Genomic DNA, 15,721 nt, shown 5'->3' with positions numbered 1-15,721 from the left:
GCCCCGGGTCTGTCGGAGGCTCTCGAACCTGTGAAGGATGGAGAGCATGGCAGCACCACGCAAGTACAGTGAGGAACTCAAGGACCGGGCCACCCGGATGGCATGTGAAGCGCGACGAGATCCCGATTCGTCGAGAGGTGCGATCAAGCGGATCGCCGATCAGCTCGGAGTCCATCCCGAGGCGTTGCGCAATTGGGTTCGTCAGGCCGAGATCGACGGCGGGGTCCGCCCGGGCACCACGAGTGAGGACGCTGACCGCATCGCGGCGTTGGAGCGGGAGAACCGTGAACTGCGGCGAGCGAACACGATCTTGAAGCAGGCTTCGGCTTTCTTTGCGGCGGAGATCGACCGCCCACAGCGCTGATCGTGGAGTTCGTCGCGGCTCACCGCGATGAACACGGAGTCGATCCGATCTGTGCGGCATTGCGCGATACGTCCGCCCAGATCGCTCCGTCCACGGTACGAGCCCACCTGAGCCCCCAGAAGACCGAGGCGCCTCGTGTGGTGCGTGACCGGGAGCTCCTTACCCAGGTCCGCGCGGTGCATGCCGACAACCTCGGCGTCTACGGTGCCCGCAAGGTGCATGCCCAATTGCGCAGACAGGGCCATAGTGCTGCCCGCTGCACCGTCGAGCGATTGATGAAAGCCGACGGGCTGCAAGGGATAGCGAGACTCAAGACACGCAAGACCACGCGCAGCGAGGGAGCTGAAACACCCCGGCCGGCTGACCGGGTCAACCGTCAGTTCACCGCGGCGGCACCGAACGCGTTGTGGGTGGCGGACCTGACCTACATCCGCACCCACTCGGGCTGGGTGTACGCGGCGTTCGTCCTGGACGTGTTCTCGCGGATGGTCGTCGGCTGGCAGGTCTCGACCACCATGCACACCGACCTCGCCCTCGACGCCCTGAACATGGGATTGTGGGCACGGTCGCGTGCCGGCCACGACGTGGCCGGGCTGATCCACCACTCCGACCGCGGAGTGCAATACCGAGCCATCCGCTACACCGAACGACTGGCCGAAGCCGAAGCGGTGACATCTGTTGGCTCCAAAGGGGATTCATACGACAACGCGATGGCTGAGGCGTTCAACTCGCTGTTCAAAGCCGAATGCATCCGTAACCCCGCGAGGCGGCTGGGCAGGTGTGGGCGAGGTCGAGATCGCCGTCGCTGAGTACGTCGAATGGTTCAACCACCGCCGCCTGCACGGCGAGATCGGACACGTCCCACCCGTCGAGTACGAGAGCGCCTACTGGTCGACCCACACCGTCACCAGCTACCGTGAGAACCCGGTCCCCGCAAACGCTGGAACCAACTAACCGAGCCTCCAGCAAACCCGGGGCGATTCACACCGTCTCCCGAATCACGGATCGGGTCATCGAAGAGATGGTGTCGTGGTGGGCACGCCCGCTGGAGAAAGTGTACGCGGCGGTGTTCATCGACGCGATCATGGTCAAGATCCGGGATGGGCAGGTGCGTAACCGGCCCATCTACGCCGCGATCGGGGTGGATCTCGACGGGCACAAAGACATCCTCGGCATGTGGGCCGGCGACGGCGACGGCGAGTCGGCCAGGTTCTGGCTGGCGGTGCTCACCGACCTCAAGAACAGGGGTGTCCGCGACATCTTCTTCGTTGTGTGTGACGGATTGAAAGGGTTGCCCGACAGTGTATCTGCCGCGTTCCCGTTGGCCACGGTACAGACGTGCATCATCCATCTGATCCGCAACACCTTCAAGTACGCCTCCCGCAAGTATTGGGACACGATCAGCGCCGATCTCAAACCGATCTACACCGCGCCGACCGCCGCTGACGCCCGGGCGCGGTGGGAGGAATTCGCCGAGAAATGGGGCACGCCGTACCCGGCGATCGTGACCCTGTGGGAGAGCGCGTGGGAGGAGTTCATCCCGTTCCTTGACTACGACGTCGAGATACGGCGAGTGTTGTGCTCCACCAACGCGATCGAAAGTCTCAACGCCCGCTACCGGCGTGCGGTGCGCGCTCGAGGACACTTCCCGAACGAGCAGTCCGCACTCAAAACGCTCTACCTGGTCACCCGGTCGCTGGACCCGAAGGGTACCGGTCAGACGAAGTGGGCCGTACGCTGGAAGCCAGCGCTCAACGCCCCGGCCATCACGTTCGCCGATCGTATGCCCGCAGCCGAAGAACGCTGACCCGCCGAGCAATCGGAAAACCGCCGCTTACACCGAATATCGGACAGACCCGTCGGGGCCCGATTCCCGCCGAGCTCGTGGTGAGCGTGCGTGAGACGCTGGGTGGGGGTCGTCCAGAACGGGGGGTGTCCCTATGGGTTTGTCAAGCAGCTGAAGCGATTGGGGTTCGGTAGGGCTCGCTGTGCTTGAGCATCGCGTAGAGGACGTCGCATCGTCGGCGTGCCAGGCAGATGAGGGCGGCGTTGTGTTTCTTTCCTTCGGCGCGTTTGCGGTCGTAGTAGGCGCGGCTGGTGGGGTCGTGCAGTGCGGCGAACGCGGAGAGGAAGAAGGCTCGTTTGAGTTTGCGGTTTCCGAATCGGGCGGGGTGCTCGCCACGGATGGAGGTGCCGGATCGGTGGGTGACTGGTGCGATGCCGGCGTAGGCGGCCAGGTGGCCTGCGGTGGCGAATGCTGAACCGTCGCCGACTTCGAGGAGGATGCGGGCTGCTGTGTAGGGGTCGTAGCGGATCTGGTTTCGCACCGCGGCAAAGTGGCTCCGCGCCATGTCTCGATCGTTGTCCGCGTCGCCGGTAGCATCACGGGTGGACGCCTGCACGGTGGCGTGGTCGAAGGCCAGGATACGTGACGCTGCGAGAAGAACTGCAGGCTTCCCGGTTGCCTCCTGTCGATGTCACAGGACCCGGGTCAGCGGGAACCGGCGTCCTGCTGATGGTAATGCTCCTGCGTGCGTTTGTGTGAACGCGGCGGCCCTGCTTAGCGTCCTCCTCGCGGACTTGCCGCGACAGGCCGGTTAGCCTGACAAGGATGCTGCGGCCTTTCGTAGTGACGCCTCCAGGGTCGTTTCCGCCTCGGGTAGAGCCGCCGCGAGGGTTGTGACGGATCGGAGCCGCTCGGATGAGGCGTGATCCTTCTGTACTGCTGCGCGTGCGACTGCAGTCCAGGATGTCGCCGCATGGTGGGCGTTGGCTGCAAGGATGGCGGTGGCGTGATCGCCGGTGAGGCGCGCGATTTCGTCGCAGCCCTGTGCCAGCAGTCGGCGGAACAGGCCGCCGCCGGTCCCCGCTTTCTCGATGAAGGCGCCGAGGCTGAATAAATGCATCTCGAGGTCGTCGGTCGACAGGGCTCCCCAGCTGCAGACGTCGGATGCGAGCGCGCTGGCAGCGTCGAGGCCGTGTGACCCGTGTTCTGCGGGCCCGGCGATCGTCGATGCGCCTGGGGTGCTCAGGCTCGCTGCGGATTGTGCGAATGCCTGTGCGGCCACCTCGAGAATCGAAGGTGGCGTCTGTGGCCAATTGATACGAAACAGCGTGTGTCGGGTTGGCTCCGGGAAGGAGGTCGAGCGGCGCGCGCGTGCGAGTGCGTCCAGTGGGACGCGTTGAAGGTCTTCGCGATCGTTGTCGGCGATGTACGCGACGCCTTGCGTCTCGTCGTAGCCGACTACAACGATGTCGTGGCGGCTCATGCGCAACTGGACCCGCAGGTAGGGGAGTTCTGCGATCTCCGCCCAGACCAGTGCAGGGCGTCCCTGATCGATCTCGCCACGAAGGTTCTCCCAACCCTCGGCCGGGTCGTCTGTGGCAAGCACCTCGACGGTGCCGCCCAGACGGCGGGGGAGGTCGATCTCAAAATCAGGTCCTCGTCCGACTAAGTACACGGGTGGCATCAGCGCTTTTGATCGAATGTAGGTGAGGGAGAGGGCTCCGCCGAGGGCAAAGACGAGGCCCTCGTCGGGTGGGCCGTCGTAACCGAGCCCGGTCCACTCCATGAGGTCTCGCATCGCACCGGACCCACAGTGGCCACCCATTCGGTGCGGGTAGGGGTCGATCATCGAGGGGCCGGACACTGACACGATCCTCCTGTGTTGAGGCGGTACGAAAATTGTCGATTGCCGGGCCGACGACTGAGGCAGACCGGGTTAGGCGTGGAATGCATCTAGTGACGTCGCACGCTGCGTGAGTATAAGAGGGCCATAGGCCTCTTTGAGAGCCACCAGGATGTTGTCGAGAGGCAGGTCGTTGTACACACCTCTTTCGCGGACGTACTCCATGTGTGTTGAGCCGTCCGCGGAGTGAGCGTGGAGCAACGCGTCGCTGTCGCCGGTGAAGTCGATCGGGGCGACTCCGAACCGCGCGCACAGTTCCGAGTTGAACGCGGGTGTCGCCTTGAGCCACCGTCCGTCTATGTAGACGTGGCTGTACCCGTGATAGACGAAGACGTCGGTTCCCATCAGCTCACGTAGGGCGCCCGTTTGGAGGTGATTACGGACGTCGGCGAAGCCTAGCCGCGCTGGGATCCCGGCGGCGCGGAATGCGGCGGTAAGCACGACGGCCTTGGGGACGCAGTATCCACGCCCGGATTCGATTACATGGCTGGCCCGGTAGTGCTCTGGGTCGTTGGAGACGGTGTACGGGTCGTAGCGGATGGCGTCGCGCACCGCGGTGAACAGGCGGCCGGCTTTGTCTTTGTCGGTGGTCGCGTTGCCGACGGCTTCGCGTGTGAAGGTTGCGACGGTGGCGTGCTCGATGTCGAGGAAGCGTGAACCCGTCAGCGCCGCCGGGCTGACCGCATTTGTCGGTGATGTGGTCATGGGGCCGCTCCGATCAATTCGGACCTGACGATCGGCGCTCGTTGTGCAATGGCGCGCTTGGCGGTCACGAAGTCAGCGGGTCTGTTGACGCAGTCAGCTGCAATCAGTTCTCCGGCGGTTAAGTAGTAGCAGGTGAAGTCGCGGCCATGGGCGGGGTTGCCGCTGACCAGCACCTCGTCGTATCCGGTGTTGAGCCCGGCGATCTGGAGTTTGAGGTCGTATTGGTCGGACCAGAACCATGGCAGTGCGGCGCGACCGGTTGTGTTGTCGCAGATTGTGGCCGCCGCGATCTTGGCGTGCTCGGTTGTTGCGGACACGCACTCGAGACGAACACGTCGCCCGTACCGCTCGATTCGGTGGTTGGCGCAGTCGCCGGCTGCGACGATGTCAGGATCGCTGGTACGAGCGCGGTCGTCGACGAGGATGCCGTTTTCGACGTCGATGCCCGCAGCTGCTGCGAGCTCCGTGTTCGGAATGACGCCGACGCCGACGATGACCAGGTCAGCGGCCAGCGTCTCCCCCCCGGACAGGACAACGCCGTCGACTCGTTCGTCGCCGCGGAACCCTTCGACCATTGCGTCGGTCCGTACCTCGACACCCTTCTCGCGGTGAATTCGATCGAAGAATTCCGACACGACGGGCGCCGTGACACGTTCGAGTACGCGTCCTGCCGCCTCCAGGACGGTGACCTCGACACCCAGGGTTCGAAGCGAGGCCGCTGTCTCCAGGCCGATGTACCCGCCGCCGACAATGACGACCCGCGAACCCGGGACCGCGGCGGCGCGGATGGCCTCGACATCGGTGGCGGTGCGCAGATAGTGCACGCCCGGCAGGTCGGCGCCGGGGACCGGCAGTGCGCGAGCTCGAGCGCCGGTGCACAGGGCCAACTTCGAGTAGGACACCGCGTCGTTGTTGCCAAGAGTGACGGTTCGTTCGGCACGGTCGATCGAGGTCACGGTCCCGTCGACGAGCTCGATCCGTTGCTTGTCGTAGAACTGGCGGCTCCGAATCGCGACATCGTCGAGATGGCAATCGCCAGCCAGGTATGCCTTGGACAGCGGCGGCCGCTGATACGGCAGGCGGCCCTCGTCGCCGATCAGCAGGATGGCCCCAGCCCACTTCTCCTTGCGCAAATTGGCCGCCAGCTGTGCGCCCGCGTGGCTTGCGCCGACGATCACGACCCGATCAGTACTCACGTCTCCGGCTTGGGAGTCAGACGGACCATCATCTTGCTGATCCCACGAACGAAGTTGGACTGCACGTACTCCGGATCACCGACCACCTCGATGTCGTCGAAGCGCTCGAGAAGTTCTTCCCAGAGAATGCGCAACTGCAATTCGGCCAAACGGTTTCCCATGCAACGGTGCACACCGAAACCGAACGCGATGTGGTTGCGAGCGTTGGACCGATCGATGATGAGCTCGTCCGGGCGGTCGAACACTCGCTCGTCGCGGTTGCCGGAGGCATACCACATGACGACTTTGTCACCTGCGCGGATGAACTGACCGTTGAGCATCACGTCCTTCTTGGCGACCCGACGCATGTATGCCAGCGGGGTTTGCCACCGGATAATCTCCGACACCGCATTGGGAATCAGATCCGGATTGGCTTTGAGTTTCTCGAACTGCTCGGGAAACTCGTTGAGAGCCAGCACTCCGCCGCTCATCGAGTTGCGGGTGGTGTCGTTGCCGCCGACGATCAGCAGCACGAGGTTCCCGAGGAACTCCATCGGGCTATTGTCGAGAAGGTTCTTGGTGTCCTCGTTGCTCTGCAGCATGGTGATGAGGTCGAATCCGGTCTCCTCGCCTGCCGCGGTCCGCGCGGCCTTGTCTCGCCACAGCGCACTCAAGCCCTGTGCCATCGCGACCATCTCGCGGAAAACTTTGTCGTTGTCCGATGGTCCGCCGTTGGCCTGCTCCATCGACGTGGCCAAATCCGACCACTGGACGAGTTTGTGGCGCTGCTCGTAGGGGTAGTCGAGCAATGTCGCGAGCATCCGCGCGGTCAGTTCGACCGACACGGTCTGGACCCAGTCGAACGGTTCGTCGAGCGGTAGCTCCTCGACGACTTCCCGGACGCGAGACCGGATGAGGCCCTCCATCTCGCGCAGGTTCTTCGGTGCGACGACTCCCTGGACGGCGGCGCGCTGCTTGTCGTGCCGCGGCGGGTCCATGGCGATGAACATCGCGATATCCATGAAACGCGGGGGCCGACCGATGATGATGAACGGTTCGGCGGAGAACGCTTCATGGTTTTTGTCGACAGCGATGATGTCGGCATGTCGAGTGACCGACCAGAACGGCCCGAAGGGACTGCGGGGCTGGAAGTGAACGGGCGCCTCATTGCGCACACGCTCGAAGTAGGACCGCCACATGCCCTGTCGGTAGAGAAATGGGTTGCTCAGATCGATGTCAGTGAGTTCGACGTCCTCGACCGGCGGGATGGGGGTCTCGGTGAAGATTTTCTTGCCGTCGGTTCGGGTGACGATCCGGCGGGTCTTGTCATAGACGTGAGCGCCACGGATCTGCAGATCGATCGGGATCATGGACTGCGCCTTCTCGGCGATCGCGGTGGTAATGCTCATCTGAAAGTCGCTCTCATTCTCTCACTTCACAACTGGAACTCGGGGAGGTGAACGGTCAACCCGTCCCACTCTTCGCGCGCGGTCATCTGACACGACAGCCGCGAGTTGGCCTCACGCTCGGGGTGCATGCTCAACATGCCTTCTTCGACGTCTGTGCTGTGGCCGACGGTGTCGATCCACGCGCTGTCGACGACGACGTGGCAGGTTCCGCATGCCGCCTCACCGCCACAGTCGCCATCAATGCCCGGTATCGCCTGGTCGACCGCGGTCTGCATCAGTGACCTGCCGGGCATCACCGGCGCGGGGTAGTCCTCGCCGTCGTGGGTCACGTAGGTGATCGTGGCCATGGCCACCTCCTTGTTCCTGGGTCGTAGAGATGAGTGTGCGCGCGGCGAATGTGGTCGATCCAGGTTCGGACGTCGCGATGTCTTGTTAACTTGGCTCATATGAGCCTTGTCGAGTCGGGGATGCCGCCGCTGGCGTTCGCCCAGCTCCTCGACAGCGGCGCCTTGGGCGCGGCGGAGACCCGAGCGTTCGAACGCATCATGGCCCGCGAGGGCGTCGATCTCGCGGTCGTCATTGCGCGACAGGGCCAAGTGCCTGTCCGGTGGTTTCACGAGGTGTATCCGGCGATGGATTCCCAGCAGGGATTCCGGTTGGGCGTAGCGTTCGCCGAGCACGCTCAGCTCACCTCGTTCGGCCCCATCAGTTTGCCGCTGGTCAGTGCGGGTTCCGTCGTCGAAGTTGTTCAACTGCTTCAGTTCTTGCCCCTGATATCGACCGCGCTGAGCACCGAGTTCCAGCACGGAGATTCTGGACTGACGATCGCTCTGGCCGGGCGCACCGACAGCGCCGGCACCGATTGTTTCGCCGTCACCTACGGTGGTCTGGCTGTCCTGCGGTTGGTGGACATGCTCGCCGGTGCCGTCCCCTCCGTGGAGCTTCATCTGACATGCCAGGCGCCGGCAGACCTGATCGCCGTGGGTGAGATCGGCCATCGGATCGTTTTCAACGCGCCCGCGGCGTTCGTGCACATACCGGCTGCCGTGCTCTACGACGTGTGCCGTTTCTCCGACCCCGTGGCCTACCGGATCGGTATTGCCGAGCTTCGACGCGTCTACGAACAGCGTAGGCCCAGTTCCTACACGCAGCTGGTCCGCGCACAGTTCGATGCCGACCCTGCCCGCGCTGACGGTGCTCGTATCGCGGCGGAGCTGTCGATATCGGTGAGCACACTCAAGCGACGCCTGAACGCCGAGGGCACCACCCTGCGTCGCCTGCGGCAGCAGTTCGTCCAAGAACGGGCCACCGCGCGACTGCTGGATCCGGGCATCGGTGTCGGCGAGATAGCCGCAGAACTGGGGTACTCCGACGCCGCCAGCTTCTCTCATGCGTTCACACGGTGGGTCGGATGCTCCCCGACGCGGTTTCGCCGCGCACCGGCGAATCGGCAGGCAGCGCCGGGCATCTGAGCAGGTCAGTCCGCGCGAAGAAGATTGACGAAAAAGCTGTCTACCGTGGAGGTGTCGGCGTAGCGCGCGAAGTGCATGAGATCGACTTTCACGAACTCGCCGGTGGCGGAAAAGTAGGTCTCGCCGTCCACAGTCCCGCTCGCCCCGATGTGCAGGATGTGATCGGCGTCCTCGTCGATGCACGCCGTAAGACGTACTGGTACGTGGAGGGGTACCGGTCGGCGGTACTTGACGGTCAACGTGCGCGTGACGGCCGGGGTGCCGGCGATCCACAGCGTGAATCCCATGATGTCGTCGCACGCGGCCGAGATAGCGCCTCCGTGCGCCAAACCTGGTCCACCGGAATGCTTGGTGGTGAAAGAGTGATCGGCAAAAACGCGGTCGCCGTCGCGGTACACCTCGAGCTGCAGGCCGCTGGCATTCTCCGGCCCGCAGCCCATGCACGATGGGGAGTGTGCGGGCAGTTTGGTGGGTGCTGACATCACAGTCCTCGAATCGATGCTCGTGCCGGTAGCAGACCACTACCAACGGTATCGTTGGTAGAATGCCACATCCACGCTGGACCAACAGCGTGAGGAGACCTGGTGGCGGTGAGCATCAATGGCCTCGACGACGTCGATCCGCGGCGGGTTCGTTCCCGGAACCGTCTGCTCGACGCCACGGCGGTGTTGCTGCGCAGCGGGGGAGTGGAGGCTGTCACCGTCGAGGCGGTCACGAGCGTTCCCGCAGCTGGAGACAGTCGTGCGGCAGCAGTCGGTCGACCCGATCCCTGCGGGAGTGCCGTCGTTTCAGTCATTCGACCGGATGGGCACGGCGTTCGGGGAGAAAGGCGCCAAGACAACGGCGTTTATCGCCATGGAGAACCGTGGCGGCCTCACCCCGACGGTGCGTGCACGCTACGACGAGCTTGTCCAGGAACTTCGTGGCACCACCGCCGATGTCGCTTCCGCCCGCGACCTGGTGGGGGGATCGCCGATGTGTGTTGTCGAACTTGTCAGGATGTAAAGCCTGGGACGGGATCACGGTCGTTCTAGAAGTACTGGCCGACGTCGGCAATCTTGTAGGCCACCGGGTCATGCAGGCTGTGCGTCCGGATGTTGCGCCAGAACCGGTCCAGCCCCAAACGCGGGTGTGTCCCACGCGCCCCGATGACCTCGAAGATCCGGCTGCCTATAGACAGACCCGCCTCGGTGGCCAAGACCTTCACCCCCGACACCTGAACCATCAGCGAGGCCCGATCGGCGGGTGCCAAAGCATCACCCTTCTCCCAGATCCGCTGCACCGCGTGCGACGCATCGCGGGCCGCCGCGTCAGCGCCTTGTAGTTTAATCGCAAGCTCTCCAAAGGTCCGAACTACGTATGGATCCTGCGTGGCCTCAGAAACCCCCGCAGGGGTCCATGGCCGTGCGTGCTCCAGCGTGTATTCGCGAGCGGAGTCCAGCGCTTCGGCGGCAATTCCTATGTAGACGTGCGAGAAGATCAGTTGCACCAACGGGCCGAATAGGCTGGCGCGCCTATAGCCGAAAAAGTCGGTGATCACGCTGTTCGGAGCCCCCAACACCTCGTGCGGAAGCACTTGAACATCTTTGAAGTCCGTTGTACCGCTGTCGGTCCGCCGCATCCCCAGGGCTTTCCAGTCATTGTTGGGACGCACTCCCCCTCGGTCGGTGGGTATGACCGCTGTGATAATTCCCGACCGCTCGGGTGAGTCATCATCCTGCGCCACGCCAAACACCAGAAGCAGATCGGATCCGAGCGCCCCGCTACAGAAATGCTTGGTCCCGTTCAGCACGTAACCACCGTCGTCGCGTGGGGTTGCACGCACCTTCCAGTCGAGAATGTGACTGTTGTTCTCGCTCAACGCGTTCCCCGTCCAGGAACCCTGCGCCACGCGGCGGTAAGTGGCGTCGCGCTGCTCCGGCGAGCCGAGGAGTTCGATGAAGGCTGCACACACGAGGTGGTATCCGTAGAGGTGGCCAAGCGAGCCGTCGACCTTGGCAATCTCGCGGATTACTGCGAAGACTGAATCGCCCCGGGTTTGCTGGAGGCTCGGTTAGTTGGTTCCAGCGTTTGCGGGGACCGGGTTCTCACGGTAGCTGGTGACGGTGTGGGTCGACCAGTAGGCGCTCTCGTACTCGACGGGTGGGACGTGTCCGATCTCGCCGTGCAGGCGGCGGTGGTTGAACCATTCGACGTACTCAGCGACGGCGATCTCGACCTCGCCCACACCTGCCCAGCCGCCTCGCGGGCGCATCACGGGGTTACGGATGCATTCGGCTTTGAACAGCGAGTTGAACGCCTCAGCCATCGCGTTGTCGTATGAATCCCCTTTGGAGCCAACAGATGTCACCGCTTCGGCTTCGGCCAGTCGTTCGGTGTAGCGGATGGCTCGGTATTGCACTCCGCGGTCGGAGTGGTGGATCAGCCCGGCCACGTCGTGGCCGGCACGCGACCGTGCCCACAATCCCATGTTCAGGGCGTCGAGGGCGAGGTCGGTGTGCATGGTGGTCGAGACCTGCCAGCCGACGACCATCCGCGAGAACACGTCCAGGACGAACGCCGCGTACACCCAGCCCGAGTGGGTGCGGATGTAGGTCAGGTCCGCCACCCACAACGCGTTCGGTGCCGCCGCGGTGAACTGACGGTTGACCCGGTCAGCCGGCCGGGGTGTTTCAGCTCCCTCGCTGCGCGTGGTCTTGCGTGTCTTGAGTCTCGCTATCCCTTGCAGCCCGTCGGCTTTCATCAATCGCTCGACGGTGCAGCGGGCAGCACTATGGCCCTGTCTGCGCAATTGGGCATGCACCTTGCGGGCACCGTAGACGCCGAGGTTGTCGGCATGCACCGCGCGGACCTGGGTAAGGAGCTCCCGGTCACGCACCACACGAGGCGCCTCGGTCTTCTGGGGGCTCAGGTGGGCTCGTACCGTGGACGGAGCGATCTGGGCGGACGTATCGCGCAATGCCGCACAGATCGGATCGACTCCGTGTTCATCGCGGTGAGCCGCGACGAACTCCACGATCAGCGCTGTGGGCGGTCGATCTCCGCCGCAAAGAAAGCCGAAGCCTGCTTCAAGATCGTGTTCGCTCGCCGCAGTTCACGGTTCTCCCGCTCCAACGCCGCGATGCGGTCAGCGTCCTCACTCGTGGTGCCCGGGCGGACCCCGCCGTCGATCTCGGCCTGACGAACCCAATTGCGCAACGCCTCGGGATGGACTCCGAGCTGATCGGCGATCCGCTTGATCGCACCTCTCGACGAATCGGGATCTCGTCGCGCTTCACATGCCATCCGGGTGGCCCGGTCCTTGAGTTCCTCACTGTACTTGCGTGGTGCTGCCATGCTCTCCATCCTTCACAGGTTCGAGAGCCTCCGACAGACCCGGGGCGGTTCAAACATTCGCCGACTTGGTTGACCGTCTTCCAGCAGACATGGCGCCCCAGCCCATTCTCCTCACGCGCCTCATCTACCTAATGCGGGTCTCGAATACGGTCGGAAACCGTCCGGGGCACGACTCAAGTGTGGCAGCACGTTGGTGACAGCACCGCGGTGGCGATCCTGCAGAATTGCGAGACATGGCCGCACACAGTTTTATCGAGATAGTCGGTGGTCCTCGCATACTGACTTGTCGAGAGGGTTACATTCCTGACCTGGCGACCCTGTTTACCGAGAGCGACCTGCGATGTGATGACGAAAGCTACGGCTACGTCTCGACGGTAGGTGGTCTGCGCGACCGCCTGCAACTGCGTGGCCTCACCGAGGGACGGGCGCGTGCGCAGTTGGACGAGCAGGTTCGGGTTTGGCACGAGCGTTGTCGCCCGTCAAACCCGCCCGCATTCGGCGACCTTGGCGTAGAGCTCCTGGATTCGTCGACGATCATGTCGGAGTTCGACAGGTATGTTAAATGCACTCCCTCTGAGTGGATTCCCTACGACGAGCCTGATGTGTTCTCTCAGCTGGATGCTCGCACCGTTCTGCGATTGGCCCTCGACCTCATTAAGGACGACCCCAGGCGCAGCGTTCGCTATGACTTGGACGATCTGCAAAGCTTCGGGCTCCTGGAGCCGGGCAGTGCGATCACGAAACTCGAAACTGAGAAGCGTCAAACGATCATCACGGCCGACGCGCCGCTCGTTATTCTCACCGAGGGCTCCAGTGATGCCGACCTACTCGCGGAGGCAATCGAGGTGACACACCCTCACCTCGTTGGATTCGTAAACTTCATGGACTTCGGCTTCCGGACCGAAGGCGGTGCGGCCAGCCTGGCAAAGCAGGTGCGATCGTTCGCAGGCGCGGGTATCGCTAATCGGGTCCTCGCATTGGCGGACAACGACACTGCTGCCTACGATGCCCTCCACAAGCTGAAGAAGTCCGTACAGCTTCCAGCGAACATTCGCGTGATGCACTACCCGCCGCTACCGCTTCTGGAGCAATACCCCACGCTGGAGTCGCAGACCTCGGCTGATCCTGTGCTGATGGACGTCAACGGCACAGCCGGATCGCTCGAGATGTACCTCGGCTGTGACGTGTTGACGCACGATAACGCACTTATTCCTGTCGTGTGGAAGGGGCGCGTCGAAGGACAGGGACAGGACCAGGGCGCAATCTCGCCAGTGGACAAAAGACGAGTTCAGGCAGCGTTCCGGAAGAAGGTGAAGACGGCCCTGGATGACCCCACCGAGCGAGGTAGGCAGGATTGGACTGGGATCGAGGCGATCGTGAAGGTGATCCTCAACGCCTTCAACGCCTTCGAGTAGAGGATGTCCGACTGCAAGCACGCTCGTCCCACCGTCACCGAACGCAGAGATCCCCGCAGTAGGACGAGTCGCCGTGATGGTTTTAACGAGCAGGTTCAGGACTCGAAGTACGTCAGGCAATAGCCAGTCGGTGTCGGCTTCGCTGCGAAGTACTCGACCTGTCCCTCTGTGCATTCCGGAGCCGCGGCCACCTTGGTGTCGACCTTGAAGTAGTTCGTACCGCCAGGGACCAGCGTCACCCTTGAACAGTCGACCTCGTTGACCTTGGCTAACGGGTTTGGCACATCCGTTGGTGGTTCGGAGTAGCAGAGCCCCTGCTGGTACACCTGGGCGAGGCACAGTACTTCCTCGATGCGTGGGCGGGCGCCGGCGTACGGGCGTTCCTCGTACCAGAACGCGGCGTAGTCGATGCCACAACCGTTTCGGGTCTGCACCCGTTCCGCGACTGCGTAATGAAACCCTCGGTAGCTGCAGTCGACCGTCTCGACCTCGAGCTCCCCGGCGAGTTCGCCTACCGTCAGACAGTCACCCACCCTCACCTCGGTGGTGTCGGCGACGTTGTTTTCGAAGTCGCTGGGGTCCTCGAGGGCCACGCTCACCGCGATCATCAAGGCGAGCACCGTCGCGAACCCGAAGAGCCCGGCTAACAGCCATAATCCCTTGCGGCTCTTCTTCGGTGGCTGACCACCGGGATGCGGCGGGTACACACCTCCCGGATAGGGTGCAGGCGCCCCGTAGGGGACTCCCCGTCCCGGAAAACCGGCGTTTGGCTGATGCTGCCCGGGCTGTCCGGGCGGGCCCTGGAATCCGTAACCGGGATGGCCAGGACCAGGTGGTGGCATGGTCACGCGCGTAGCCTAACCCGCCGCAAGCGGTCGGTCGCCAGGGACTTCACAGGCCGGAAACTGACCTACGTTCGCACTATTCGGCTCGCCGGTATACGGATAGTCCGCGGTCGCAGACCTTGAGGTGGACAGTTACGGGTACTGTCTGCGTTAGGTTCTCTGCTGCAGATCCCTGCTGGTTGCCGTCGGCGCGAGTCTGCTGAGAACCGCACGTTCACAATCGAATCGAAAGGTTGACTGATGCCGTCCAGTCACTCTCGCTCCACGCTGCCCACCCGCAGCCTCCGCACTCATCTCCTGGTCGCCGGTTCGGCGCTTGTCGTCGGGTGCGCATCCATCCTCGGCGCCGGCGCTGCCGCCGCCGGGACCTCCCAAAATGGGTACCCGCTCATCACTCAGGCCCAAACCACCCAATGGGCCGTTAACGGGGTCAATTTCTGGACCGCCCCCGGTAAGCCCACCGAACTGCTCCGCGAGTTCGTCACCTGGTTCGACGCCAACGTCGAGCCCATCACTCTCGGCAACGGTGACGACTGGTCATGGGCCGAACCGGCACTCGTCCCGCCGACAAATACGGCCTACTCCAACCACGGCAGCGGCACCGCCGTGGACCTCAACCTCGAAATCCATGGCGGTCAGGGCTTCTCGGGCACCTTCACCCCCGAGCAAACCGGAAAGATCCGCGCCAAGCTAGCCAGCATGGGTGGCCAGATCGTCTGGGGCGGAGAATGGTCCAACCTCCCGGACGATCCGCACTTCGAGGTCAGATAGCTGCTCCAATCCGGACTCGGCTGTGCGGGCGTCGACTCTCTCGTCAGACAGGGACTCGGCGCCCGCACGAACGTTGAGCGGTTTCCGGTGACAGGCACCGGCGGTCCCTCGTCCTCGACCAGCCCGTCGACTGTGCCGAAGCCTGGTTCATTGAACCTCGCTCTCAATCAATCACGTTGTGTAGCAGCTAAAAAGGCTGCCCAAAGGAGATCAGTATGAACATCACCAACAAGGTGCGCGCCGTCGTAGTCGCCGGGGTCGTCACCGCCGGAATCGCCGCATCCGCGCTCGTCGGCGGTCTCACCGCGGCACCCGCACAGGCGAACACCTACACCTACACAGGTTTCGTGGAATGCGACGCGTGGCGCAACACAGTTATCGCACAGAACCCCAACCTCGGCGCAACAGCCTGCGCCCAGGGCTTCAAAGGCTGGCAGTTCAACACCTACCAGGCTCCGACGAAACAGCCGCAGCTCACCTGGTAACCCGAGCCCTGCTGTGCACTGCGCCCCGCCAGCCGCATCGGAGGCGGGGCGCAGT

At 63.5% G+C, this 15,721-nt stretch carries 13 protein-coding genes, 5 pseudogenes and 2 other annotated features; of the genes and pseudogenes, 8 read left to right on the top strand and 10 right to left on the bottom strand.

The window, feature by feature from the left end; all coding sequences use genetic code 11:
• Positions 1 to 46: 46 nt before the first annotated feature.
• Positions 47 to 1,318, top strand: a pseudogene (locus KTR9_RS26065) (IS3 family transposase).
• Positions 325 to 453: a sequence feature (AL1L pseudoknot), on the top strand. It overlaps the preceding pseudogene by 129 nt.
• A gap of 31 nt (positions 1,319 to 1,349) precedes the next feature.
• Positions 1,350 to 2,171 (top strand): annotated as a pseudogene (locus KTR9_RS26060) (IS256 family transposase); the annotation flags it as partial.
• Between the two features lie 142 nt (positions 2,172 to 2,313).
• Here the strand turns inward: KTR9_RS26060 and KTR9_RS26055 are convergent.
• The 6 genes and pseudogenes from KTR9_RS26055 to KTR9_RS26030 form a co-directional block, all read right to left on the bottom strand.
• Positions 2,314 to 2,661, bottom strand: a pseudogene (locus tag KTR9_RS26055) (transposase); the annotation flags it as partial.
• Positions 2,662 to 2,961: 300 nt separating this feature from the next.
• Positions 2,962 to 3,975 (bottom strand): BtrH N-terminal domain-containing protein, encoded by a 1,014-nt coding sequence (locus KTR9_RS26050; RefSeq protein WP_172622077.1) that lies wholly within the window; start codon positions 3,973 to 3,975, stop codon positions 2,962 to 2,964.
• Between the two features lie 111 nt (positions 3,976 to 4,086).
• The gene (locus tag KTR9_RS26045; protein WP_004020618.1) at positions 4,087 to 4,758 is read right to left on the bottom strand and encodes a transglutaminase-like domain-containing protein; all 672 of its coding nucleotides are present in this window, start codon (positions 4,756 to 4,758) and stop codon (positions 4,087 to 4,089) included.
• Positions 4,755 to 5,954: an NAD(P)/FAD-dependent oxidoreductase gene (locus KTR9_RS26040; RefSeq protein ID WP_014928948.1), complete on the bottom strand. Its 1,200-nt coding sequence runs from the start codon at positions 5,952 to 5,954 to the stop codon at positions 4,755 to 4,757. The genes KTR9_RS26045 and KTR9_RS26040 overlap by 4 nt, the downstream gene beginning before the upstream one ends.
• On the bottom strand, positions 5,951 to 7,342 hold the full coding sequence (locus tag KTR9_RS26035; protein WP_004020620.1) for a cytochrome P450: 1,392 nt from the start codon (positions 7,340 to 7,342) through the stop codon (positions 5,951 to 5,953). Before KTR9_RS26035 ends, KTR9_RS26040 begins: the two co-directional genes overlap by 4 nt.
• Positions 7,343 to 7,368: 26 nt before the next feature.
• Complete coding sequence (locus tag KTR9_RS26030; RefSeq protein ID WP_004020621.1) at positions 7,369 to 7,689, bottom strand: 2Fe-2S iron-sulfur cluster-binding protein; 321 nt, start codon at positions 7,687 to 7,689, stop codon at positions 7,369 to 7,371.
• Between the two features lie 99 nt (positions 7,690 to 7,788).
• Between KTR9_RS26030 and KTR9_RS26025 the strand changes: the two genes are divergently transcribed.
• Positions 7,789 to 8,814 (top strand): helix-turn-helix domain-containing protein, encoded by a 1,026-nt coding sequence (locus KTR9_RS26025; protein WP_004020622.1) that lies wholly within the window; start codon positions 7,789 to 7,791, stop codon positions 8,812 to 8,814.
• Between the two features lie 5 nt (positions 8,815 to 8,819).
• On the opposite strand, the gene KTR9_RS26020 is transcribed toward KTR9_RS26025, so the two are convergent.
• Positions 8,820 to 9,296, bottom strand: coding sequence for a PaaI family thioesterase (locus tag KTR9_RS26020; protein WP_004020623.1), 477 nt, complete (start codon positions 9,294 to 9,296; stop codon positions 8,820 to 8,822).
• 108 nt (positions 9,297 to 9,404) lie between these two features.
• Here KTR9_RS26020 and KTR9_RS28095 point away from each other — a divergent pair.
• Both KTR9_RS28095 and KTR9_RS26015 read left to right on the top strand, forming a co-directional pair.
• Positions 9,405 to 9,530, top strand: a pseudogene (locus KTR9_RS28095) (TetR family transcriptional regulator); the annotation flags it as partial.
• A 4-nt stretch (positions 9,531 to 9,534) separates the two neighbouring features.
• Positions 9,535 to 9,777: pseudogene (locus tag KTR9_RS26015) on the top strand (MMPL family transporter); the annotation flags it as partial.
• Positions 9,778 to 9,844: 67 nt separating this feature from the next.
• Here the strand turns inward: KTR9_RS26015 and KTR9_RS26010 are convergent.
• Together KTR9_RS26010 and KTR9_RS26005 are read right to left on the bottom strand one after the other, a co-directional pair.
• Positions 9,845 to 10,768: an acyl-CoA dehydrogenase family protein gene (locus tag KTR9_RS26010; RefSeq protein ID WP_014928945.1), complete on the bottom strand. Its 924-nt coding sequence runs from the start codon at positions 10,766 to 10,768 to the stop codon at positions 9,845 to 9,847.
• 99 nt (positions 10,769 to 10,867) lie between these two features.
• A protein-coding gene (locus KTR9_RS26005) for an IS3 family transposase (protein WP_226512018.1) occupies positions 10,868 to 12,150 on the bottom strand; the annotation gives its coding sequence in 2 pieces (ribosomal slippage) (positions 10,868 to 11,862 and positions 11,862 to 12,150; 1,284 coding nt in all).
• Positions 11,744 to 11,872: a sequence feature (AL1L pseudoknot), on the bottom strand. It overlaps the preceding gene by 129 nt.
• Before the next feature lie 233 nt (positions 12,151 to 12,383).
• On the opposite strand from KTR9_RS26005, the gene KTR9_RS25995 reads away from it, so the two are divergent.
• Positions 12,384 to 13,565 carry a hypothetical protein gene (locus KTR9_RS25995; RefSeq protein WP_014928943.1) on the top strand — a complete coding sequence of 394 codons (1,182 nt, stop codon included), beginning with the start codon at positions 12,384 to 12,386 and terminating at the stop codon, positions 13,563 to 13,565.
• Between the two features lie 95 nt (positions 13,566 to 13,660).
• Here the strand turns inward: KTR9_RS25995 and KTR9_RS25990 are convergent, their stop codons facing one another.
• Positions 13,661 to 14,272 carry an LppU/SCO3897 family protein gene (locus tag KTR9_RS25990; protein WP_144066114.1) on the bottom strand — a complete coding sequence of 204 codons (612 nt, stop codon included), beginning with the start codon at positions 14,270 to 14,272 and terminating at the stop codon, positions 13,661 to 13,663.
• Between the two features lie 378 nt (positions 14,273 to 14,650).
• Between KTR9_RS25990 and KTR9_RS25985 the strand changes: the two genes are divergently transcribed.
• Both KTR9_RS25985 and KTR9_RS25980 read left to right on the top strand, forming a co-directional pair.
• Positions 14,651 to 15,181 carry a M15 family metallopeptidase gene (locus KTR9_RS25985; protein ID WP_014928941.1) on the top strand — a complete coding sequence of 177 codons (531 nt, stop codon included), beginning with the start codon at positions 14,651 to 14,653 and terminating at the stop codon, positions 15,179 to 15,181.
• A gap of 215 nt (positions 15,182 to 15,396) precedes the next feature.
• The gene (locus KTR9_RS25980; protein ID WP_044508756.1) at positions 15,397 to 15,666 is read left to right on the top strand and encodes a hypothetical protein; all 270 of its coding nucleotides are present in this window, start codon (positions 15,397 to 15,399) and stop codon (positions 15,664 to 15,666) included.
• Positions 15,667 to 15,721: the final 55 nt, after the last annotated feature.

Source organism: Gordonia sp. KTR9 (assembly GCF_000143885.2).
GTDB lineage: Bacteria > Actinomycetota > Actinomycetes > Mycobacteriales > Mycobacteriaceae > Gordonia.
The sequence above is the reverse complement of the archived record's forward strand: the minus strand, read 5'-3'. Positions and strand labels throughout refer to the sequence as shown.

Excerpts from the sequence above, each read along its gene's own strand:
- KTR9_RS26050 (WP_172622077.1), bottom strand. The coding sequence starts at position 3,975 with ATGGGTGGCCACTGTGGGTCCGGTGCGATGCGAGACCTCATGGAGTGG.
- KTR9_RS26035 (WP_004020620.1), bottom strand. The coding sequence starts at position 7,342 with ATGAGCATTACCACCGCGATCGCCGAGAAGGCGCAGTCCATGATCCCG.
- KTR9_RS25995 (WP_014928943.1), top strand. The coding sequence starts at position 12,384 with ATGGCCGCACACAGTTTTATCGAGATAGTCGGTGGTCCTCGCATACTG.
- KTR9_RS25985 (WP_014928941.1), top strand. The coding sequence starts at position 14,651 with ATGCCGTCCAGTCACTCTCGCTCCACGCTGCCCACCCGCAGCCTCCGC.
- KTR9_RS25980 (WP_044508756.1), top strand. The coding sequence starts at position 15,397 with ATGAACATCACCAACAAGGTGCGCGCCGTCGTAGTCGCCGGGGTCGTC.
- KTR9_RS26045 (WP_004020618.1), bottom strand. The coding sequence starts at position 4,758 with ATGACCACATCACCGACAAATGCGGTCAGCCCGGCGGCGCTGACGGGT.
- KTR9_RS26030 (WP_004020621.1), bottom strand. The coding sequence starts at position 7,689 with ATGGCCACGATCACCTACGTGACCCACGACGGCGAGGACTACCCCGCG.
- KTR9_RS26020 (WP_004020623.1), bottom strand. The coding sequence starts at position 9,296 with ATGTCAGCACCCACCAAACTGCCCGCACACTCCCCATCGTGCATGGGC.
- KTR9_RS26025 (WP_004020622.1), top strand. The coding sequence starts at position 7,789 with ATGAGCCTTGTCGAGTCGGGGATGCCGCCGCTGGCGTTCGCCCAGCTC.